The following is a 22,137-nucleotide window of genomic DNA, read 5'->3' as shown; positions in this document are numbered from 1 at the left end:
GGGCACCGGAACGACCCCCCGGTTTCGTCGGGCGGCACCGGATCCGCTCCGGCCCGCATGGCATGGTGACGACGTGGACACTCTGCTGCGCGGCGGGCGCGTGATCGACCCGAAGACGGAGACCGACCGGATCACCGATCTGCTGATCGCGGGCGGGCGGGTGGCGGCGGTCGGCGACGGGCTCACGGCGCCACCCGATGGCGAGGTCGTCGATGCCGCCGGCCTCATCATCGGGCCGGGTTTCGTCGACCTGCACAGCCACGTGCACTCGATCGCGGGGCACCGGCTGCAGGCGATGGACGGTGTCACCACCGCCCTCGACCTCGAAGCAGGGCTCATGCCGATCGCCGAGGCCCTCGCGCGCGCCGCGGCCGACGGGCGCCCCCTGAACTACGGGTTCTCGGCCTCCTGGTCGCAGGCACGGGCATACGCGCACCTCGACCGGGTGCCCGTCGCCGACTTCACCGCGTCGATGGATCTGCTCGGCACGCCCGAGTGGCAGCGCTCCTCCTCCCCCGCGGAACGCCGCCGCTGGCTCGGTCTGCTCGAAGACGAGCTGGGGGCGGGGGCTCTCGGCATCGGCGTTCTCATGGGATACGCACCACGGTCCGATCCCGACGAATATCTCGACCTCGCACGTCTGGCCGCCGCAGCGCACGCCCCGACCTTCACGCACGTGCGGGAGCTGATCGAAGCCGACCCCCGCACGCCGATCGACGGCTCGGAAGAGCTCGTGCGCGCCGCTGCCGAGACCGGGGCCGCGATGCACCACTGCCATGTGAACAGCACCTCGCTGCGCCACGTCGACCGCGTGCTGGGCCTGCTCGACCGCAGCCGCGCCGCCGGATCCCGCGTCACCGTCGAGGCGTACCCCTACGGGGCCGGCAGCACAGCGATCGGCGCCTTCTTCCTGGCGCCGGAGAAGCTCCCAGGCCTCGGCATCACTCCACGGTCTCTCGTGCTCGTCGACACCGGCGAGCGCATCGCCGATGAGGCCCGCCTGCGCGAGGTACGCGCGACGGACCCCGGCGCCACCTGCATCGTCACGTTCCTCGACGAGGGCGACCCGTTCGACCGCGCACACCTGCACCGTGCCCTGGCCTACCCGGATTCGATCGTGGCGAGCGATGCGATGCCGATCTCGTGGAACGCGAGCGGCGGACGCACCGTGTACGAACAGCGCGACTGGCCGCTTCCCGCCGGCGGCCACACTCATCCGCGCACCGCGGGCACCTTCGCGAAGTCGTTGCGGCTCATGGTTCTCGAGAGCGGCACGTGGAGCTGGCTCGAAGCCTTCCGCCGCTGCTCGTTCCTCCCCGCGCGGGTCCTGGACGAGGTCTCGTCCGGCATGCGGGGCAAGGGACATCTGGCGGTCGGGGCGGATGCCGACATCGTGGTGATCGACCCGACGACGTTGACCGACAGGGCGAGCTACGCCGACCCGATCCGACCGTCGCGGGGCGTCCGGGAGCTCTACGTCCGCGGCACTCGCGTCGTGCACGAAGGAGAGATCGTGACCGCAGCCCTGCCGGGCCGCGCCGTACGAGGGGATGCCGCGTGAACGACGACCTGCAGGAGTTCTTGGACGCCACCGCCGCAGACCTGGGCGTACCCGGCGCGGTGGTCGGTGTGATCGACGGGGATCGGGAGCTCATCGCGACGACCGGCGTCGCCGCGGTCGACACCGGCGCCGCGGTGACGGAGAGCACCCTGTTCCAGGTCGGCTCGACCTCGAAGACCTTCACGGGAACCGTCGCGATGCACCTGGTCGAGAACGGCGCGCTCGACCTGGACACACGCGTGGTCGACGTGCTCCCCGACTTTCGTCTCGCCGACGGGGAGGCCCTCGCGGCGCTGCGCATCCGGCACCTCCTCACGCATTCCGGAGGGTTCCTGGGTGACGCGGATGATCAGCCAGGGTGGGATGACGACGCCCTCGCCCGCAACGTGGCCACCTTCTCCGATCTTCCGCAGTTCTTCGCGCCCGGTACCATCGCCTCTTACAGCAACGCCGGCATCCGGCTGCTGGGTCGCGTGATCGAGACGATCACGGGTGAGACGTTCGAGCAGGCGGTGCAGCGCGTCGTCCTCGATCCGCTGGGCATGACGGAGACGTTCTTCTTCCCGTGGGACGTGATCGCTCGCCCCCATGCGGTGGGGCATGTCCCCGGCGAGAACGGAGCGATGGCGACCTTCCCGCACTGGCCCCTGACTCGCGACATCGCGGCCGAGGGCGGCATCGTGTCGTCGGTGCGCGATCAGCTCGCCTACGCCCGTTTCCAGATGCGCGGCGAGTCCGAGGGCACGCCACCCGTGGGCGACGCGACCCGGCTCCTGATGCAGCAGCCCCACCTCGCCGCCGGTCCGCCCATCGACGCGATCGGTCTGCCCTGGCTGCTCAGCCGACACGGTTCGGCTCGCGTCGTGATGCACGGGGGGAACATCTCCGACACGCAGCTGAGCGAGTTCGTGATGGCTCCGGAGGAAGACCTGGCCGTCACCGTGCTGACCAACAGCGGCAGCGGCAAGGCACTCGGGGCGCAGCTCGTCGACTGGTGCTTCGCACGGCTTCGCGGCATCGAGAAGCCCCCCGAGACGGCGGAGCTGCACGCGGTGGAGCTGCTCGAGGAGATGGTCGGCACCTACGACGCCGGGCAGTGGCGCTACGACGTCACCCGTGTCGGCGATGCGCTCGAGTTCGCGATGGTGCTGCGTGAGGACATCGCCGCCCTCGGTATCCCGGCCCGCCCGCCGCTGCGGCTGCGCGTGCGCGCCGACGGCGCCCTCATCACCGACGCCGATCAGCCCGTAGGGCGCGTGCTCGACGCGGCTGAGGGTGGTCCCGAGCTGCTCCACGTGGGCATGCGCGCCGTGCGACGCCGCTGACCGCCGATCCTTCGTCCGAGCGCACCAAGGTCTGGGGAAGTCTCGTCGCCGGGCACCAACGAGGCGATGGAGCACGCGAATAGTCTCGGCCCCATCGCCGTCGCCCGAAGACGACGGCCCCACTCGACGAAGAGGAGCGCACGTGTCCGACCTGAACGAAATCGGCAGCTGGGTGCGGGAGAACCTTCCCACGATGCTGGCCGACGCGCACATCCCCGCGGCATCCGTCGCGATCCTGGCCGGTGGCGAGATCTTCACCACCGCAGCCGGGATCCTCAACCGCAACACCGGCGTCGAAGCCGACGAGGACTCGGTCTTCCAGATCGGCTCGATCACGAAGACGTGGACCGCGACGCTCATCATGCAGCTCGTCGACGAGGGTCTGCTCGACCTCGATGCCCCGGTGCGCGACACCGTGCCCGCGTTCGCGATCGGCGATGACGCGGCGGCGAGCGCGATCACCCCCCGCCAGCTGCTGAGCCACGTGAGCGGGTTCGAGGGCGACCTCTTCAACGACACGGGTGTCGGCGATGACGCGGTCGAGAAGTATCTCGCGACGATCGCCGACGCTCCGCAGCTCTTCGCCCCCGGCGAGCGCTTCTCGTACAACAACGCCGCATTCGTGGTGCTCGGCCGCATCGTCGAGGTGCTGCGCGGCACATCGTACGACCAGGCACTGCGCACGCACCTCGCCGCCCCGCTGGGCCTCACGCACGTGGCCACGACGGCCGCCGAGGCGATCATGTTCCGTGCAGCGCTCGGGCACATCCCCGCCGAGAGCGGCGATGAGCCGGTCCCCGCGCCGGTGTGGAGCCTGGTGCGCTCGAACGCCCCGGCCGGATCGATGCTCGCCATGACGGCACGCGACCTCGTGACCTACGCCCGCATGCACCTCGACGGCGGAGTCTCCGCCGACGGCACGCGGGTGCTCTCGGAGCAGAGCGTGCGAGCGATGCAGGAGCGGCAGGTCGATCTGCCGGAGCTCGGCCTGATGGGCGATGCCTGGGGCCTCGGCTGGGAGATCTTCGACTGGGACGGCGGACCCGTGATCGGGCACGACGGCGGCACGATCGGACAGAACGCGTTCCTACGGATGGTCCCTGGCGCGGGGGTCGCGGTGGCCGTGCTCACGAACGGCGGGCGCACGGTCGACGCCTATCACGCGATCACATCGAAGGTGCTGGCGGCTCTCGCCGGGGTCACCGTACCCGCGCTCCCCTCGGTTCCGGAGTCACCGGTGCCGATCGACCTCGAACGGGTGCTGGGCACCTACTCGTCGTCGGTCTCCGACTCGACGGTGCGCGTCGACGACCAGGGTCGCATCTGGCTGGAGCGCACCATGAAGGGCATCTTCGCCGAGCTGGGTCCGGCTCCCGAACCGGTGGAGCTCGTCGGCTGGGCCGGCGACACCCTGCTCCCTCGCGAACCGCAGAACGGCATGCACATGCCGCATGCGTTCGTCGGCGACGACGGCAGCGGCCGCGCGCTGTACCTGCACACCGGACGCGCCGATCGCCGGGTGGACGCGTGACCATCACGACGACCCCGGCATCCGAGACGTCGGCGCAGATCGCCGAGATCTTCGCCGGCGCGGGAGCCACGGGCTTCCTGCACGCGCGGGAGATCGGCGTGGCCGACGGTCCCGAGGTGACCGTCGGCGCCGACGATCCGGTGGTGCTCGCCTCGGTCTTCAAGATCCTGGTGCTCACCGCCTACGTGCGGGCGGTCGCCGCGGGCGAGCTCGACCCGACGGCCCGCACGACCGTGACGGCGCGCTACCGGATCGGCGGCGTGGGCACCGCCGGCTTCGCGGACGACGTCGAGGCCAGTTGGCGCGACCTGGCGCTGAACATGATGTCGATGAGCGACAACGCGGCGACCGACGTGATCTACCACCGCCTCGGAACCGAGGCGGTGGACCGGGTCATCGCCGACCTGGGGTTGGCGGACACCCGACTCATCGGATGCTGCGAGGACCTGTTCGCCTCGGTGATCGCCGACCTCGGCGGTACCCCGGACAGCCACCTGGACGAGCTGTTCACCGGCGCGACCGCAGAGCAGATCCTCGCGCTCGACGCCGTGCAGCCGCTGCGGACCTCGCACTCCACGCCGCGGGATGTCACCACACTGCTGAATGCCCTGTGGACCGACACCGCAGCCCCGGCCGAGGCCTGCCGTCAGGCGCGCGACATCATGGCGCTGCAGATCTGGCCGCATCGGCTGACCGCCGGATTCCCCGGCGAGGTGCGCATCGCCGCGAAGACCGGCACGCTGCCCACCTGGCGCAACGAGGCCGGCGTCGTGACCTATCCCGACGGCCGTCGGTACGCGGTGGCCGTGTTCACCCGGGCCGCCTCGCTCGCCGACCGGCAGCCGCTCGTCGACGCCTCGATCGGCCGTGCCGCCTTCGCCGCCGTCGAGGCCCTGCGCACACAGACCGTCTGATCCGCACTCCCCCTGCACCACCGCACTCCCCCTGCACGACCCACCTGCACCATCCCGAACACTGCTGGAGGCTTCTGATGCGTTCTCGTACCCCGCTGATCGCGCTGCTCGGCGCTGCGGCGCTGGCCCTGACATCCTGCGCCGCAGGCGCCCCACCGAGCGGAGGCGACGGCGCCGACGGCGTGCTCGCCGACGGCAAGACCTTCACCTCGGTGATCTCCACCGATCCGGGCAGTCTCGATCCGTTCGTCACCGTGATGTCGGTGGCGCGATCCATCGACCGTTTCCTCTACGCACGGCTCGTGGAAGTGCTGGAGGACGGCAGCATCGCCTCAGGCCTCGCCGACTCTTGGGAGGCGGACACGACCACGGCGACCTTCACGCTGCGCGACGGCATCACCTGTGAAGACGGCACCCCGCTGACGGCGACCGATGTGGCGGCGAACATCACCCACATCGGCGACCCCGCCAACGGCTCTCCTCTGGTCGGGCTGCAGGTGCAGCCGGGCACCAGTGCCGTGGGTGACGACGCCACCGGCACCGTGACGGTCACCAGCGGACGACCGGACTCGTTCCTGATCGAGAACATCGGGAGCATCTCCATCGTCTGCGGCTCGGTGATCGACGACCCGGATGCGCTCGCGAAGGGCGCCGGCGCGACCGGGATGTTCACCATGACCGAGGTCGTGCCGAACAGCCAGTACACGCTGACCCGCCGCGACGACTTCACCTGGGGACCCGACGACTGGGACCCGAAGCAGAAGGGTCTCCCCGACGCGGTGGTGTTCCGGGTGGTCCCGAACGAGACGACCGCCACCAACCTGCTGCTCCCCGGTGAGGTCAACGCCGCTCTCGTGATCGGCCCCGACAACCAGCGCCTGAAGGACGCGGGCCTGTTCCACACCGAGATCCCGACCCCGGCGGGGCAGTTCATCTTCAATCAGGCGGAGGGACGCCCCACGGCCGATCAGGCCGTGCGCGAAGCGCTGATCGAAGCCCTCGACCTCGACCAGATGCGCCAGGTGCTCGGCAGCGGCGCCGGCACCGTTCCGACGGGTCTCGTGACCGTGTCGCCGAACCCCTGCCGCGCCGACGTGCTCACGGGCTTCATGCCGGAGTTCGATGCGAAGGCCGCCGCCGCCGCCCTCGACAGCGCCGGCTGGAAGGCCGGCAGCGACGGGGTGCGCACCAAGGACGGGGAGACGCTGACGCTGCGCATGATCTACTCCTCGCAGCTCGGCGACGCCGGCAACGCGTCGGCGGAGCTCGCCCAGGCCGCGTGGAAGGATCTCGGAGTCGACATCACCGTCGCCGCCGTGGACTCCCCGACGCTGAGCGAGACCCTGTTCTCCACCGGCGACTGGGACATCTCGGCCGCACCGCTCACGGTCTCGCTGCCCAGCATGCTCGTGCCGTTCTACTCCGGTCCGACACCGCCCAACGGCACCAACTTCGCCTCCATCGACAACCCGGAGTACACCGACGCCGTCACCGCGGCATCCGCCAAGGCCGGCAGCGAAGGATGCGACGACTGGGGCGCCGCGGAACAGGCCCTGTACGCGACGACCAGCGTCGTGCCGTACGCGAACATCAACCGCTCGACCTTCGCGACCAAATCGACGTTCACCGAGGGCGACGGCATCGACCCCACGTCGATCCGCATGTACGAGTAGACCGAAGACCGGAGACAGCCGATGGCCAGCACCACCGCCACGCAGGCGATACTGATCAGATCCGCACGGTCGGACAACCCGTGGGTGTCCTTCCTGGTCCGGCGCGGAGGGCAGTTCGTGCTCTCGGTGTGGGTGCTGGTCACGGCTGCCTTCCTCATGATCCACCTCGTGCCGGGCGACCCGGTGCGCGCTGCCCTCGGGCTGAACGCCCCGGCCGAGCTGGTCGAGGCCCGACGCGCGGCGCTCGGCCTCGACCAGCCGCTCATCGTGCAGTACTTCCGCTACATCGGGGGCCTGTTCACGGGCGACATGGGCTCCTCGATGATCACCAGTCAGCCGGTCTCCGAGATCATCGCCACCCGGCTCCCCGCCACGCTGCAGCTCGCCGTGCTCGCTGTCGTGCTCGTGCTCCTGGTCTCGGTCCCCCTCGGGGTGACGATGGCCGTCGCCACCCGCGGCGGGCGGCGACGTGGCCTCGAACTCGCCTTCGCGACCGGATCGGTCATCCTGGCCGCGATTCCCGAGTTCCTGCTCGCCGTCGGTCTCGTCTACGTCTTCGCGGTGTCGCTGGGTTGGTTCCCGGTGGCGGGCAACACCGCGCCGTTCTCGCTCGTGCTGCCCGTGGTGGCGCTCGCGGTCGGACCGATCGCCGTGTTCTCCCGCATCATCCGGGTCGAGGTGCTCTCGGTGCTCGGTCAAGACTTCATCCGCACCGCACGGGCGAAACGTCTGGCCCCGCACCGCATCTACTCGCGCCACGCGCTGCCGAACGCCATGACCGCGACCCTCACTCTCACCGGCCTGCTCCTGACCGGCATGGTCGCCGGCACCGTGCTGGTGGAGAACGTCTTCGCCTGGCCGGGCCTTGGCACCATGATCGTGCAGTCGATCCTCAGCAAGGATTACTCCGTCGTGCAGGGCATCGTGCTCGTCTACGGGGTCGGGGTGCTCGTCGTGAACCTCGTGATCGACGTGATCCTCGCGCTCCTCGATCCTCGCTCCACCATCAGGGAGGCATGATGTCGGCACGCACCGCCTGGTCGGGCATCGTCCGTTCACCCCTCGGGATCACGGCTCTCAGCCTGATGCTCCTCGTCACCCTCGGCGCGATCTTCGCCCCGATCATCTGGGGTGCGCAGGCCGAGCAGGTGAATCCGGCCGCCATCACCCAGGGCCCCAGCGCCGAGCACCTGCTGGGCACCGACACCCTCGGACGCGACGTGCTCGCCCGTGTCCTGGTCGCGACCCGGCTCTCCGTGGTGCTCGCGGTGATCGCCGTGATCATCGGGGTGGTCGCCGGCACCCTCCTCGGCACGGCGCCGTCGGTGCTCCCCCGGTGGCTCGGACGCCCGATCGTCGGGTTCGTCAACATCGCGGTCGCCTTTCCCGGCCTCCTGCTCGCCCTGTTCTTCGCGGTCATCTTCGGCGTCGGCTCCACGGGCGCCGTGCTTGCGATCGGATTCGCGATGGCTCCGCAGTTCGCCCGACTCACGCAGACCCTGTCGGCCGCGATCGCGGGCCGCGACTTCATCTCCGCCGCCCAGGTCGCCGGCGTCTCGCGCTTCCGCATCCTGATCCGCCACGTCCTGCCGAACATCGGCGAACCGCTCATCGTGAACGCGACAGTGGCGGCCGGCTCGGCGCTGCTCGCCTTCGCCGGGCTGTCGTTCCTCGGCCTCGGCGTGCAGGTGCCCGAATACGACTGGGGCCGACTGCTCGGCGAGGGCCTGAACCGCATCTACCTGAACCCGGCGGCCGCCCTCGGCCCCGCCGTGGCGGTCGTCATCGCGGGACTCGCGTTCAATCTCCTGGGCGAGACCGCGGCCGCAGCCCTCGGCGGACGATCCGCCAGGCGCCGGCACCGTCTCCCCGCCGTCGCGCTCCCCGGCGCGAGCACGCCCGGCGCCGCCCAGCCCGCGCAGGTCGACGGTGAAGAAGTGGTGCTCCTCGTCGACGACCTGCGCGTCTCCTTCCCGACGCCGGCCGGCTGGGTCACCCCGGTGCGCGGCGTCTCGTTCACGATCTCGCGCGGTGAGGCGATCGGTGTCGTCGGCGAATCCGGCTCGGGCAAGAGCCTCACCGCGCTCGCGGCCGCCCGCCTCATCGAACGCCCGGGTCATGTCGCCGCCGCCCGCCTCGACTTCTGCGGCACGCCGTTGATGACCACATCGGACCGCGCGGTGCGGAGCCTGCTCGGCACCTCGCTCTCGATGGTGTTCCAGGACCCGATGACCTCGTTCAATCCGACCAGGCGCATCGGATCGCAGCTCGCCGAGGCCGCCTCCGAGCACCAGGACATCACCCGGAAGCAGGCCATGGATCGGGCGATCGAACGCCTGCAGTCGGTCCGGGTGCCCGCGGCCACCCGACGCGCCCACCAGTACCCCCACGAGTTCTCCGGCGGCATGCGACAGCGCGCCATGATCGCCATGGGACTCATGAACCACCCGCGTCTGATCATCGCGGATGAGCCGACGACGGCGCTCGACGTGACCGTGCAGCGGCAGGTGCTCCAGCTGTTGGCGCGCGTGCGCCGCGACACCGATGCGGCCATCCTGCTGATCAGCCACGACATCGCCGTGGTCGCCCAGACCTGCGACCGCGTGCTGGTCATGTACGCGGGCCGCATCGTCGAGGACCTGCCTGCGGCCACGCTGCACACAGACGCCCGGCACCCGTACACGCGAGCCCTGCTCGAGGTCGTTCCCGAGCTCGACGCCGACCGCAGCGAGCCGCTCAAGATGATCCCCGGCCGTCCCCCGGCTCCCGGGGCGTTCCCGGTCGGCTGCGCGTTCGCCGCCCGCTGTCCTCTCGCGACCGATCTCTGCCGCGAGAGCGATCCCGAGCTGGTGGCGGATGCCGATGGACACCGCGTCGCGTGCTGGCACCCGGTGGACGGCGAGGCCCCGGTCCCGGTGGCGATCGCCACGGTCGCCGACGAGACGACCGCAGAAGAGGAAGAGACGGTCCTGCGATGAGCGAGCTGCGTTTCGATCAGGTCAGCGTGCGCTACGGCACGCATCGTTCCGGCCTCACCGCCGTCGACGACGTCTCGCTCGTGGTCCCGTCCGGATCCGTCGTCGGACTCGTCGGCGAGTCGGGATCCGGAAAGTCGACCCTGGCCCGCGCGGCGATCGGGCTGGCCCCGATCAGCGAGGGGACCATCACGCTCGACGGCGTGGACGTGCGGACCTTCCGTCGTCGTCGCCCGATCCAGATGGTGTTCCAGGATCCGTTCTCCTCACTCGATCCGCGCATGACGATCGGCGAGTCGATCGCCGAGGCGCTGCCGCGTGACATCCGCGGTGCGAACGCCCGGCGCACCGAGGTCGCCCGTCTGCTCGACCTCGTGAGCCTCGACGCCGACCGCGCGCAGTCGCTCCCGGCCGCGCTCTCGGGCGGACAGCGTCAGCGCATCGCCCTGGCCAGGGCGCTCGCCGCCCGGCCCGAGGTCGTGATCGCCGACGAGATCACCTCAGCACTCGACGTGTCGGTGCAGGGCTCCGTGCTCAACCTCGTGCGGGAGCTGCGTGGCGAGCTCGACCTCACGATGCTGTTCATCTCGCACAATCTGTCTGTCGTGCGCTACCTGAGCGACCACATCGCGGTGATGTACCTCGGGCGCATCGTCGAGTTCGGGCCCACCGAGCAGGTGCTCGCCGACCCGCAGCACCCGTACACGCGGGATCTGCTGCAGGCGGCGCCCACCCGGCACGGGAACCTGCTCGCGGTCGATCCGCTCGCACCGATCGATGTCGAGCCGGCCGATCCGCACGCGCCGCCCAGCGGATGCCGCTTCCACCCGCGGTGTCCGATCGGCCCGGCCGCACGACCCGACCGTCAGATCTGCGTCATCGCGGAGCCTCCGCTGCCCGCGGGCACGGCGGGCGCTGCCTGTCATTTCGCGGGGACGCCTGCCGACGCCGCGCTCGGGACTGTGCCCACCTCCCAAAGCATCCCCCTGGTTTCGGCCGCGACCACAACACGGTCCCCGCCCTCAGCGGACACAGTGGACTGACCATCGATTGGAGCTCTCATGAACCGCGTCACCGTCGACGACCTGCTCTCCGTCCGCACGCCCGAGCAGCCCGCGCTGTCTCCGGACGGCACCCGCATCGCCTTCGTGCTGCGGACCACCGACCGCGACGGCGACCGCGACGCACGGGCGCTGTGGCAGGTTCCGGCCGCGGGCGGAACCCCCTCCGCGCTGACCTACGCGACGGCGGACTCGACGCCGGTATGGAGCCCGGACGGCTCGCAGCTGGCGTTCCTGCGCGCGCAGGACGGCCCCGCGCAGCTCTGGCTCCTCCCGGCTGCCGGTGGCGAGGCGCGCAACCTCACGACTCTCCCTCTCGGCGCCGGCGCCCCCGCCTGGAGCCCCGACGGACAGCGCATCGCCTTCACGGCGCCGGTCGACGGCGCCGCGCTCCCCGGCGAGGGCGCGGAGACCATCCTCGCCCGGCGTTCGGCACCGACGGCCACCGACCGTCTCGGCTACAAGGCGGACGGCGCGGGGAACCTCGGCACCCTCGTGCAGCAGGTGCACGTGCTCGACGTCGACTCGGGCGCCGTCACGGTCCTCACCCGCGGATCCTCCCACGCCTCCGAGCCGTTCTGGTCGCCCGACGGCACGCGGATCGCCTACTCGTCGAGTGTCGAGGACGATGCGGACCTGACGATGCGGATCCCCGTGTTCGTGCGCTCCTCCACCGACCCGAACAGCGAGGCCGTGCAGATCAGTGCCGCCGACGTGCAGGCCACAGCGGTCGGCTGGACTCCGGACGGTCGCCACGTGCTGGCGGCCGGACGTCTCGACACCGAGGTCGGCAACGCGGATCTGCTGCTGTTCCCGGTCGACGGCGGAGAGCCGCAGAACATCACGGGAAGCCTCGACCGCAACGTGATGCCGGGTGGCCCCGGCTACCCCGGTGGGATGCCGCGGTTCACCGACGGCGGGGACATCGTGTTCTGCCTGCGTGACAACGGCTACTCGCACGTGTACCGCGTGGCCCCCGACGGGTCGGGCGCTGTGACGCTCGTCGGCGGCACCGCGAACGTGTCCGGGCTGTCGGTCGCCGGAGCATCCGCGGCGATCGTGCTCGCCACACCGGAGTCGTTCGGCGACGTCGCACTCCTGGACCTCGCCGACGGGACGACGAGCGTGCTCACCGGATACGGCACCCCCGACTTCGACCTCGTCCGCGCCGAGGAGCGCCGCTTCACGATCTCGGACGGCACGGTCGTCACCGGATGGCTGCGTCGAGACCCCGACGCCGCAGGGCCTCTCCCGCTGCTGCTCGACATCCACGGCGGCCCGCACAACGCGTGGAACGGCGCGGCCGACGTCATCCACCCGTATCACCAGGTGCTCGCACGACGCGGCTGGGCCGTCCTCACCCTCAATCCGCGCGGCAGCGACGGCTACGGCGACGCCTTCTTCTCCGCAGTCTCCGGAGGGTGGGGCGTCAGCGACGCGAACGACTTCCTCGAGCCGATCGACCAGCTCGTGGCCGAGGGCATCGCGGATCCGGCTCGCCTCGCCGTCACCGGCTACAGCTACGGCGGCTTCATGACCTGCTTCCTCACCTCGCGCGACGACCGCTTCGCCGCTGCCGTCGCCGGAGGTGTGGTCACCGACCTGTTCTCGATGGGAGGCACGTCCGACTTCGGCCACTACCTGTCGTCGAAGGAGAACGGCGGACTGCCCTGGCGCGACGAGGAGCGCATCTCGGCGCAGTCCCCGTTCACGCAGGTCGATCGGGTCACCACGCCCACCCTCATCCTGCACGGAGCGGCCGACGACCGCTGCCCGGTCGGTCAGGCGGAGCAGTGGTTCACCGCCCTGCGCGAACGCGGTGTCCCCACGCGTCTCGTGCTCTACCCCGGCGGTTCTCACCTGTTCGTCCTCTCCGGCGCGCCCTCGCACCGGGCGGACTTCTCACAGCGCGTGATCGACTGGGTCGAGCAGTACGCCCCTGCCGCGGGGAAGCCCGTGCGCGCACGACTCGACGCCCGGCATTGGCAGCAGCGACTGAGCGCCCTGGCCGAGGCGCACAAGGTTCCCGGGGCGACCCTCGGCATCCTCCGTCTCGGGGAAGAGCCCGTGTATGCGCACCACGGCATACTCAATGTGCGCACGGGGATCGAGACCACCGACGACTCGGTGTTCCAGATCGGCTCGATGAGCAAGGTGTGGACCACCTCGGTGGTGATGAAGCTCGTCGACGAGGGCAGGCTCGACCTCGACACCCCGATCGTGGAGTACGTCCCGGAGTTCGCCTCGTCGGATCCCGAGGTCACCCGCACCGTGACGATGCGTCACCTGCTCAACCACACGAGCGGGATCGACGGCGACGTGTTCACCGATACCGGCCGCGGAGACGACACCCTGGAGAAGTACGTCGCGCTGCTCGACGGCATCGCGCAGAACCACCCGCTCGGTGCCACGATGTCGTACTGCAACTCCGGATTCGTGCTGGCCGGTCGGGTGATCGAGAAGATCACGGGTACCAGCTGGGACCAGGCGATGCGCGACCTGTTGATGACGCCCCTCGGTCTCACGCACTCCTGCACGCTCCCCGAAGAGGCCATCATGTTCCGTGCCGCCAGCGGCCACACCGAGACCGGCGACGACGGTCCCGTGCTCGCCCCGGCGTGGATGCTCCCCCGTGCGATGGGACCGGCGGGACTGGTGAACTCCACGACCGCCGACGTGCTCGCGTTCGCGCGCATGCACCTCACGGGGGGACTCGCCGCCGACGGCACGCGGGTGCTGTCGGAGGAGAGCGTGCGACGGATGCAGCAGCGGGAGGTCCACATGCCCGATCCGTACTCGCTCGGCGATGCCTGGGGCGTGGGGTGGATCCTGTTCGACTGGGACGGGCGCCGGCTCTACGGACACGACGGGAACACCATCGGCCAAGCCGCATTCCTGCGCATCCTGCCGGACGAGCAGCTCGCGGTGACGATGCTCACCAATGGCGGCAACACGCATGACCTGTATGCCGAGCTGTTCGACGAGATCTTCTCCGAGCTCGCGGATGTGCACGTGCCGGCGGGCCTCACCCCTCCGGAGGAGCCGTTCGCCGACGACTTCTCCGAGTTCGAGGGCATCTACGACCGCTCCGGGGTCCGCACCGAGATCTTCCGCGGTGACGAAGGTCTCCGCATGCGCACCACGCTCAACGGCCCCCTCGCCGCGCTGCTCCCCGACCCGGTGCAGGAGCACCCGCTGGTCCCGGTGCGTCACGGCGAGTTCGTGATGCGGCCGGAGGGCGAGCAGGGGTGGCATGCCGTGGTCTTCTACTCCCTGCCCACCGGCGAGCGCTACCTGCACCACGGCGTCCGCGCGGCGCCGAAGGTGTCGTGATGAGCGTGCAGGCGGACGTGGACCTCGACCGGGTCCTGGCCGACATCGAGACCCTCGTCTCCTGCGAGTCCCCCTCCGACGACCTCGACGCCGTCTCCCGCAGCGCCGATGTCGTCGCATCCCTCGGCGAGCGGCTGCTGGGCGTGGCCCCCGAGCGCATCGTGATCGAAGGGCGCACGCATCTGCGGTGGCGGTTCGGCGAACCGGCGGTGCTGGTGCTCGGTCATCACGACACGGTCTGGCCGCTCGGCTCGCTGCGGAGACTTCCGTTCCGCCTCGACGACGGCGTGCTGCGGGGGCCGGGATGCTTCGACATGAAGACCGGCGTGGTGATGGCATTGCACGCCGTGGCGGCGCTGCCCGACCGCACCGGCGTCAGCATCCTGATCACGGGTGACGAGGAACTCGGTTCGCCGAGCTCACGCGCACTGATCGAGCAGGAGGCGCTCGGCTGTGCCGCGGCTTTCGTGCTGGAGGCCGCGGCCGAGGGCGGCGCCGTGAAGATCGCGCGCAAGGGCGTCTCGCTCTACCGGGTGCACGTCACCGGCCGGGCGGCTCACGCCGGGCTGGAACCGGAGCGCGGGGTGAACGCCGCCGTCGAGGCCGCGCATCTGCTGCTCGCGATCGCCGACCTCGGCGACCGCGCGGCGGGGACCAGTGTGACCCCTACGCTCGTGCGCGCCGGCAGCACCACGAACACGGTGCCGGCCGCGGCGGAGTTCGCGGTCGACGTACGGGTGCACACGGTGGCGGAGCAGGACAGGGTGGATGCGGCGCTCCGCGACCTCCCTCCGACGATTCCGGGTGCGTCCGTCCGTATCGAGGGCGGTGCGAACCGACGTCCGCTGGAGCCGGAGTCGTCGGCGCACCTGTTCGCGCAGGCGGTCGCGATCGCCGCGCGCACCGGACTCACTCCGTTCCAGGGCGTCGCGGTCGGCGGGGCCTCGGACGGCAACTTCACCGCAGCGCTCGGCGTGCCGACGCTTGACGGCCTCGGTGCCGTCGGCGGTGGCGCGCACGCCGATGACGAGCACGTGGTGATCGCGATGATCCCCGAACGCACCCTGCTGCTGCAGGAGCTGATCGCCACCGTCCTGGCCGAGCGGGAGACACCGCTCGATCGGGATGCACGGGCCGGAGGAAGGGCATGAGCATGACGGATGCCGCCGCGTTCCGGGCCTCGCCGGAGGAGGCGGCCGATGCCGCGAGCGCCGCCGCCAGGAGAGCGGGAGTGGATGTCCGCCTGCTTTCGGAGGTCGACGACTTCGCCCGGGTCGCCGAGCTGTTCCAGGGCATCTGGACGAAGCAGGGCGAGGCCTCTCCCGTCAACGTCGAGACCCTGCGGGCGCTGTCGAAGGCCGGCAGCTACGTGGGCGGCGCCTTCGAGCACGACGAGCTGGTGGGAGCGTGCTTCGGGTTCTTCGCCGCCCCCGGCCAGCGCGCCCTGCACAGCCACATCGCCGGTGTCTCCTCGCGCATGCGGGGCCGCAGCGTCGGCTTCGCCCTCAAGGTGCATCAGCGGGCATGGGCGCTCGACGAGGGGCTGGACGAGATCTCCTGGACGTTCGATCCGCTCATCAGCCGGAACGCGCATTTCAACCTCGTGAAGCTCGCGGCGAGCCCGACGTCGTATCACCGCAACTTCTACGGACACATGGCCGACGCCCTCAACGGCGCGGACGACACCGATCGGATGCTGGTGACCTGGTATGTGCGCGACCCCCGGGTCGTGGCCGCCTGCCACGGCGATCCCGCCGTCTCCGCCGACCGACCCGACGAGGGATTGACCGACGGATCCGCCGACGGATCCGCGCACGTCGAGCCCCTGCTCAGCGTGGGCGAAGACCTCGGGCCGCTCCGTCATCGCACCGACGCGCGCCTGGTGCGCGTGGCGTTGCCGCGCGACATCGAGACCCTGCGTCTGACCGAACCCGCCCGCGCGACCGCGTGGCGTCTGGCGTTGCGGGAGACGCTCGGATCATCGCTGGAGGGTGGAGGTCGCGTGCTCGCGTTCGACCGCTCCGGCGCCTACACCATCGACAGAGGAGAACAGGGATGAAGCTCACCGGATTCGAGCTGCGCGTGATCGAGATGCCCCTGGTATCGCCGTTCCGGACGTCGTTCGGGGTGCAGACCGTGCGCGAGGCGCTGCTGGTCCGCGCGGTCACCGACGAGGCGGAGGGCTGGGGCGAGGGGGTCGCGATGAACGACCCGTTGTACTCCTCCGAGTACGTGGAGGCGAGCGTGGATGTGATCACGCGATTCCTGCTACCGGCGCTCGCGCAGGTGAAGGATCTGGACGCGGGTGGCGTCGCGCCGGCGCTGGCGAAGTTCAAGGGGCACCGCATGTCGAAGGCCGCGGTCGAGCTGGCGATCCTCGATGCGCAGCTGCGCGCGGCCGGAGTGCCGCTCTCCCGCGAGCTCGGTGCCGTGCGCGACCGGGTCGACTGCGGTGTCTCGGTCGGCATCATGGACTCCATTCCCGAGTTGCTCGACGCCGTCGGCGGATACCTCGACGAGGGGTACGTGCGCATCAAGCTGAAGATCGAACCGGGATGGGACATCGACCCCGTGCGCGCGGTGCGGGAGCGCTTCGGCGACGACGTGCTGCTGCAGGTCGACGCGAACACCGCGTACCACCGCGGCGACGCCCGGCATCTTGCCAAGCTCGACCCGTTCGACCTGCTCCTGATCGAACAGCCCCTCGACGAGGAGGATCTGCTCGGCCACGCGCAGCTCGCCCGGGCCATCACGACTCCGGTGTGCCTCGACGAGTCGATCGTGTCGGCCCGCGCGGCGGCGGATGCGATCGCCCTCGGCGCGTGCTCGATCGTGAACATCAAGCCCGGCCGCGTCGGCGGATACCTCGAAGCGCGTCGCATCCACGACGTGTGCGTGGCCAACGACATCCCGGTGTGGTGCGGCGGGATGCTCGAGACCGGGATCGGCCGTGCGGCGAACGTCGCTCTCGCGGCGCTGCCGGGCTTCACGCTCCCCGGCGACACCTCGGGTTCGGGCCGCTACTACTCCCGCGACATCACCGAGCCGTTCGTCGTCGAAGACGGCACGCTCACGGTTCCGACGGGCCCGGGGATCGGTGTCACCCCGGACCAGGCTGCGCTGGACGCCGTGACGGTCCGCACCGAGTGGATCGCCGTCTGAGCACAGGATGACCGCCCGAGCGGGGCACGACGATCCTGTCGAGATCGACCAAGAGTCGATACGATTTCGTCGTGCCCCACAGCTCCGCGACCGGCGGTCTCCCCCTACCCTGGGCCCTGTGCTCATGTCCGTGACGACCAGGCCCCGCGCCAGCCTCGGCCGGGTCATCGAAGACCTCGGCAACACCCTGCTCGAGGTCGTGAGCGGTGCGGCCGACGACGACGCCGAGATCGAGACGGTCGTCATCCACGACGTCCTCGACGACGCCATGCCGATGCGCGGTGCCCTCGTCCTCGGCGTCGGGCTGAGCGACCCCGAGGAGATCGCCGCACTGCTGCAGACCCTCGCCGCCCAGCACGCCTCCGCCCTCGTGCTACGCGCCCCGGTGCGCGCCGAGCAGCCGGTGCGCGATGCGTCCGAGGCCACCGGCATCCCTGTCCTCGCCCTCACCCGTGGGGCGTCGTGGGCACAGTTGGCCGCGATGCTGCGCTCGCTCATCGCCGAGGGCGACGTCGGCGATCAGGGAGCCACCACGCTCGGCGGGATGCCTTCCGGCGATCTCTTCGCCCTCGCCAACGCGATCGCCACCCTGTTGAACGCACCGGTCACGATCGAGGACCGCAACTCCCGGGTCGTCGCGTTCTCGGGGCGCCAGCACGAAGCCGATCCGGCACGCATCGAGACGGTTCTCGGACGACAGGTCCCCGAGCGGTTCGCACGCCAGCTCGAAGAGCGCGGGGTCTTCCAGGAGCTGTATCGCAGCGAGGATCCGATCGACGTCGGCCCCGTGCTCAACACCGAGGGCCTTCCGTCCTTCCCCCGCGTGGCCCTGGCCGTGCGCGCGGGCGACGAGATCCTCGGATCGATCTGGGCCGCGGTGCAGGAACCGCTCTCCCCCGACCGTGTGCGTGCGCTGAAGGACTCCGCCGGCTTGGTGGCCCTGCACATGCTGCGCCTGCGGGCCGGTGCCGATGTCGAGCGCCGGCTGCGCGCCGACCTGCTCGCCACCATCCTCGAAGGGGGTCCGGGGGCGGCGGATGCCACGGCGCGGCTGCGGCTGAACGACCACCGATGCGTGGTCCTCGCGCTGTCCGCCGCGGAAGAAGCCGACGACGAACCATCGGCCGGCGCCCGGGGCGTCGCGGAGAGACAGCACATCGCCGACGCCTTCGCCGTGCACCTGGGCGCGGTCTACCTCCGTTCCGCCGTCGCCGTGATCGGCGATGTCGTGTACGCCGTGGTCGGCACCCGCCCGGAGCAGGGCGATGCCGAATCCGGAGCCGAGCGCAGCGACGCGGACAACCGCGCTGCGCGTGTGGCCACCGACTTCCTCGGTCGGCTCGGAGCGACCAGCGAGATCCGCATCGGCGTCGGTACGGTGGCGGACGAGACCACCGGCATCCCCTCATCCCGCGCGAACGCCGACCGCGCCCTCCGCGTGGTCCGACAGGCCCCGTCGCATGAACCGGTGGCACGCTTCACCGCTGTGCAGATGGAGGCACTGCTGGTCGAGCTCGGCGACCTCGTGCGTGCACGGGGTGACCAGCCCACCGGCCCCGTCGCCCATCTCCTCGCCCAGGATCGGGAGAAGGGCACGCACCTGGTCGAGACGCTGCGGGCCTGGCTCGATGCCTTCGGCGATGTCGCGGTGGCCGCGGCCCGGGTCTACACGCACCCGAACACCTTTCGGTATCGGCTGCGCCGACTGTCGGAGATCAGCGGACTCGATCTGACCGATCCGGAAGCCCGGTTCTCGGCCATGGTGCAGCTGCGTCTGCTCGTTCCCCGCGACTGACGCACCCCTCGCACCATCAGGGGACAGCGCCACCTCAGGGACAGGGCCGCATCAGCGGACAGCGCCACCTCAGGGACAGCGCCTGCCCCGCCCCTCCCGGGGACGGGGCCGGCAGAGGCTCGTGGCCCGTCGCCGTCGACACCCGGCAGGGGCGGCTCGTGGCCTCTCCGTCGAGTGCGCGTGATGCCCGCTCGTGGCCGACATCCTGCGTATCTGACACTCATTTCAACACGTATAGGGCATTCAGACCATAGAGTGAGTTTCGATTGATCGATCCGATCAATCCACGCGACCCGAAGAAGGTGACGGTGATCGAAATGGCCAACCTCGACGAGACCGACCGACGGATCCTCACGGTGCTCGACACCGACCCACGGCGCCCGGTGGCCCTGATCGCCCAGGACCTCGGCCTCGCACGCGGCACCGTGCACGCACGTCTCGACCGTCTCGAGTCGGGTGGCTATCTGCGTGCGCACAGCTCGCGCATCCTCCCGCAGGCACTGGGCCGCGGCGTCGCCGCCTCGATCCTCGTCGAGCTCGACCAGCACAAGATCACCGCCGCGATCGAGGCGCTCAGCCGTGTTCCCGAGGTGCTGGAGTGCTTCGCGCCGGCCGGTGACACCGACCTGCTGCTGCGCGTCGTCGCCCGGGACCCGGACGACCTCTACCGCGTCGCCGAGGTGGTGCGGCTGTGCCCCGGCATCCTCCGCACCTCGACGAGCCTGTTCCTGCGCGAGGTCATCCCCTACCGGGTGAGCGCACTGCTGCAGGCGGAGTGAGCGTCTCGCCCGTCAGCCGATGATGCGCGCGCCCGGAACGGGACCGTGCACATGCAGGGGGTCGAGCCCTCCCTCCCGCAGCGAGGACTGCACGTCCTGTGCGGTCTCGGGATCGGGGCACAGCAGGGCCACGGTGGGTCCGGAACCGGAGACGATGCCCTGCAACGCGCCGGCAGCGACCCCCTGACGGATCGTGTCGGCGAGGTCGGGTCGCTCGTAGAGGGCCGCAGCCTGCAGATCGTTGAACAGCGTCTCGGCGAGCCTCACCGGGTCGCCCGACCGGAGCGCCTGCAGCACCGGGATCGGCACGTCGAGCGACAGCGGCGGATCGTCGGCGAGAGCCCCCTCCTCCTCGCGCAGCAGGTCGAGGCGCTCGTAGACCACGGGCGTCGAGAGCCCTTGCTCGCTGGGCACCAGGATCCAGTCGAAGCGTCCGCGCGCGAGTGCCGGGTTGAGCTGATCGCCGCGACCGGTGCCGACCGCCGTGCCGCCGTGCAGCGCGAAGGGCACATCCGCGCCGAGACGCGCGGCGAGGTCGTGCAGGCGCGTCTGCGACAGCCCGGTGCCCCACAGCGCATCGCAGGCGACCAGGGCGGCCGCAGCATCCGCAGATCCTCCCCCCATGCCCCCCGCGACGGGCACACTCTTGCGGATCTCCAGGGCGACTCCGCCGCGATGATCCACGGCCGCGGCGAGCAGCTTGGCCGCACGCATCGCGAGGTTGCGGTCGTCGAGAGGAACCGAGCCGATGTCTTCCACACCCGAGACCGTGACCGAGAAGTCGTCGGCCGGGCGCGCGATCACGTCTTCGTAGAGGGAGACCGCCTGGAACACCGTCGCCAGCGCGTGGTAGCCGTCGTCATGCCGCCCGCCGACCCCGAGGAAGACGTTGATCTTCCCCGGGGCGCGCACGTGCACGGAATCGGTGAACGCGGCATGGCTCATGATCGGGTCACAGCTCCGAGGACTTCGCCCACAGGTTGACGTCGATGGCGCCGGCGAGCTCGTCGATGCGGGCGAGCTCCTCCGTCGTGAAGGCGGGTCCGTTCACCGCCGCGATGTTCTCGTCCAGCTGTTCGGGACGGGAAGCGCCGATCAGTGCGGAGGCCACGACGGGGGTGCGCAGCGTCCACTGCAGGGCGAGCTGCGCGAGCGACTGGCCGCGTCCCTGCGCGACCTCGTTGAGTGAACGCAGCGTCTGCACCGCGTCGTCGGTGAGCCGGCCCTCCGGCAGCGAGCCGCGCTTCTGCGCGCGCTCGGCCGTACCGTCGCCGAGGTACTTGTCGGTGAGCAGCCCCTGCGCCAGCGGCGTGAAGGCGATCGCCCCCAGGCCCGACTGCTCGAGGGTGTCGGTCAGGCCGTCCTCGACCCAGCGGTTGAGGATCGAATACGCGGGCTGATGGATGACCAGCGGCGTGCCGAGGTCCTTCGCGACCGCGACGGCCTCGGCCGTGCGCTCGGCGCTGTAGGACGAGATCCCGACGTACAGGGCCTTGCCCTGCCGCACCAGGGTGTCGAGCGCGCCGACCGTCTCGGCGATCGGGGTGACCGGGTCGACGCGGTGCGAGTAGAAGATGTCGACGTAGTCGAGACCCATGCGGGTCAAGGACTGCTCTGCACTGGCGAGGATGTACTTGCGGCTCGCGAAGTCGCCGTAGGGGCCGGGCCACATGTCCCACCCGGCCTTCGACGAGATGATCAGCTCGTCGCGGTACGGGCGGAGGTCTTCGGCGAAGATGCGCCCGAAGTTCTTCTCGGCCGAGCCGTAGGGCGGGCCGTAGTTGTTCGCCAGATCGAAGTGCGTGATGCCGCGGTCGAACGCGTGGCGCAGCAATGCGCGTTGGTTGTCGAGTGGGATGTTGTCGCCGAAGTTCCACCACAGCCCGAGCGAGATCGGGGGCAGGTACAGGCCGGACGTGCCGACCTGGCGATAGGCGAACTGCTGGTAGCGGTTCTCGTCCGCCGCATACGGACGGTGCAGCTCGGGGACATCGGGGCGGAAGCGGGGGGAGTCGGTCACGGTGCCAG

The 22,137-nt window shown here is 70.6% G+C and carries 16 protein-coding genes; 14 read left to right on the top strand and 2 right to left on the bottom strand.

The genetic code is table 11. The features are described from left to right. Positions 1–73: 73 nt before the first annotated feature. From ACLFA2_RS14585 to ACLFA2_RS14520, 14 genes are all read left to right on the top strand, one after another. On the top strand, positions 74–1,561 hold the full coding sequence (locus tag ACLFA2_RS14585) for an amidohydrolase family protein (protein WP_426621541.1): 1,488 nt from the start codon (positions 74–76) through the stop codon (positions 1,559–1,561). Then, positions 1,558–2,886, top strand: a complete 1,329-nt coding sequence (locus ACLFA2_RS14580) for a serine hydrolase domain-containing protein (RefSeq protein ID WP_167256106.1) — start codon at positions 1,558–1,560, stop codon at positions 2,884–2,886. Before ACLFA2_RS14585 ends, ACLFA2_RS14580 begins: the two co-directional genes overlap by 4 nt. A 142-nt stretch (positions 2,887–3,028) precedes the next feature. After that, positions 3,029–4,417, top strand: coding sequence for a serine hydrolase domain-containing protein (locus ACLFA2_RS14575; RefSeq protein WP_297556344.1), 1,389 nt, complete (start codon positions 3,029–3,031; stop codon positions 4,415–4,417). Then, a complete protein-coding gene (locus ACLFA2_RS14570; RefSeq protein WP_426621540.1) occupies positions 4,414–5,331 on the top strand; it encodes a serine hydrolase in 918 nt (305 codons plus the stop codon). Before ACLFA2_RS14575 ends, ACLFA2_RS14570 begins: the two co-directional genes overlap by 4 nt. Before the next feature lie 77 nt (positions 5,332–5,408). Continuing rightward, on the top strand, positions 5,409–7,004 hold the full coding sequence (locus ACLFA2_RS14565) for an ABC transporter substrate-binding protein (RefSeq protein ID WP_426621539.1): 1,596 nt from the start codon (positions 5,409–5,411) through the stop codon (positions 7,002–7,004). Between the two features lie 21 nt (positions 7,005–7,025). Then, positions 7,026–8,024 (top strand): ABC transporter permease, encoded by a 999-nt coding sequence (locus ACLFA2_RS14560; protein WP_051668055.1) that lies wholly within the window; start codon positions 7,026–7,028, stop codon positions 8,022–8,024. Next, positions 8,024–9,982, top strand: coding sequence for a dipeptide/oligopeptide/nickel ABC transporter permease/ATP-binding protein (locus ACLFA2_RS14555; protein WP_426621538.1), 1,959 nt, complete (start codon positions 8,024–8,026; stop codon positions 9,980–9,982). Before ACLFA2_RS14560 ends, ACLFA2_RS14555 begins: the two co-directional genes overlap by 1 nt. After that, entirely contained in the window at positions 9,979–11,022 is a 1,044-nt protein-coding gene (locus ACLFA2_RS14550; RefSeq protein ID WP_426621537.1) for an ABC transporter ATP-binding protein, read from the top strand. Before ACLFA2_RS14555 ends, ACLFA2_RS14550 begins: the two co-directional genes overlap by 4 nt. Positions 11,023–11,040: 18 nt before the next feature. Further along, complete coding sequence (locus ACLFA2_RS14545) at positions 11,041–14,373, top strand: serine hydrolase (protein ID WP_426621536.1); 3,333 nt, start codon at positions 11,041–11,043, stop codon at positions 14,371–14,373. Next, positions 14,373–15,524, top strand: coding sequence for a M20 family metallopeptidase (locus ACLFA2_RS14540; RefSeq protein ID WP_426621535.1), 1,152 nt, complete (start codon positions 14,373–14,375; stop codon positions 15,522–15,524). Before ACLFA2_RS14545 ends, ACLFA2_RS14540 begins: the two co-directional genes overlap by 1 nt. Beyond that, positions 15,521–16,432: a GNAT family N-acetyltransferase gene (locus ACLFA2_RS14535; RefSeq protein WP_426621534.1), complete on the top strand. Its 912-nt coding sequence runs from the start codon at positions 15,521–15,523 to the stop codon at positions 16,430–16,432. The genes ACLFA2_RS14540 and ACLFA2_RS14535 overlap by 4 nt, the downstream gene beginning before the upstream one ends. Beyond that, entirely contained in the window at positions 16,429–17,535 is a 1,107-nt protein-coding gene (menC, locus tag ACLFA2_RS14530) for an o-succinylbenzoate synthase (RefSeq protein WP_021199895.1), read from the top strand. Before ACLFA2_RS14535 ends, menC begins: the two co-directional genes overlap by 4 nt. 124 nt (positions 17,536–17,659) lie before the next feature. Continuing rightward, positions 17,660–19,330, top strand: coding sequence for a helix-turn-helix domain-containing protein (locus ACLFA2_RS14525; protein WP_167256264.1), 1,671 nt, complete (start codon positions 17,660–17,662; stop codon positions 19,328–19,330). A 317-nt stretch (positions 19,331–19,647) separates the two neighbouring features. Then, positions 19,648–20,109 (top strand): Lrp/AsnC family transcriptional regulator, encoded by a 462-nt coding sequence (locus ACLFA2_RS14520; protein WP_029267058.1) that lies wholly within the window; start codon positions 19,648–19,650, stop codon positions 20,107–20,109. Between the two features lie 12 nt (positions 20,110–20,121). On the opposite strand, the gene ACLFA2_RS14515 is transcribed toward ACLFA2_RS14520, so the two are convergent. Further along, on the bottom strand, positions 20,122–21,054 hold the full coding sequence (locus ACLFA2_RS14515) for a 4-(cytidine 5'-diphospho)-2-C-methyl-D-erythritol kinase (RefSeq protein ID WP_021199898.1): 933 nt from the start codon (positions 21,052–21,054) through the stop codon (positions 20,122–20,124). A 7-nt stretch (positions 21,055–21,061) separates the two neighbouring features. Continuing rightward, positions 21,062–22,129, bottom strand: coding sequence for an L-glyceraldehyde 3-phosphate reductase (gene mgrA, locus ACLFA2_RS14510; protein ID WP_021199899.1), 1,068 nt, complete (start codon positions 22,127–22,129; stop codon positions 21,062–21,064). Between the last annotated feature and the right edge of the window lie 8 nt (positions 22,130–22,137).

The organism is Microbacterium sp. As-52 (genome assembly GCF_049949185.1).
Classification (GTDB): Bacteria; Actinomycetota; Actinomycetes; order Actinomycetales; family Microbacteriaceae; genus Microbacterium; species Microbacterium maritypicum_A.
Note: the sequence above shows the minus strand (reverse complement) of the source record. Positions and strands in the feature narration are given on the sequence as shown.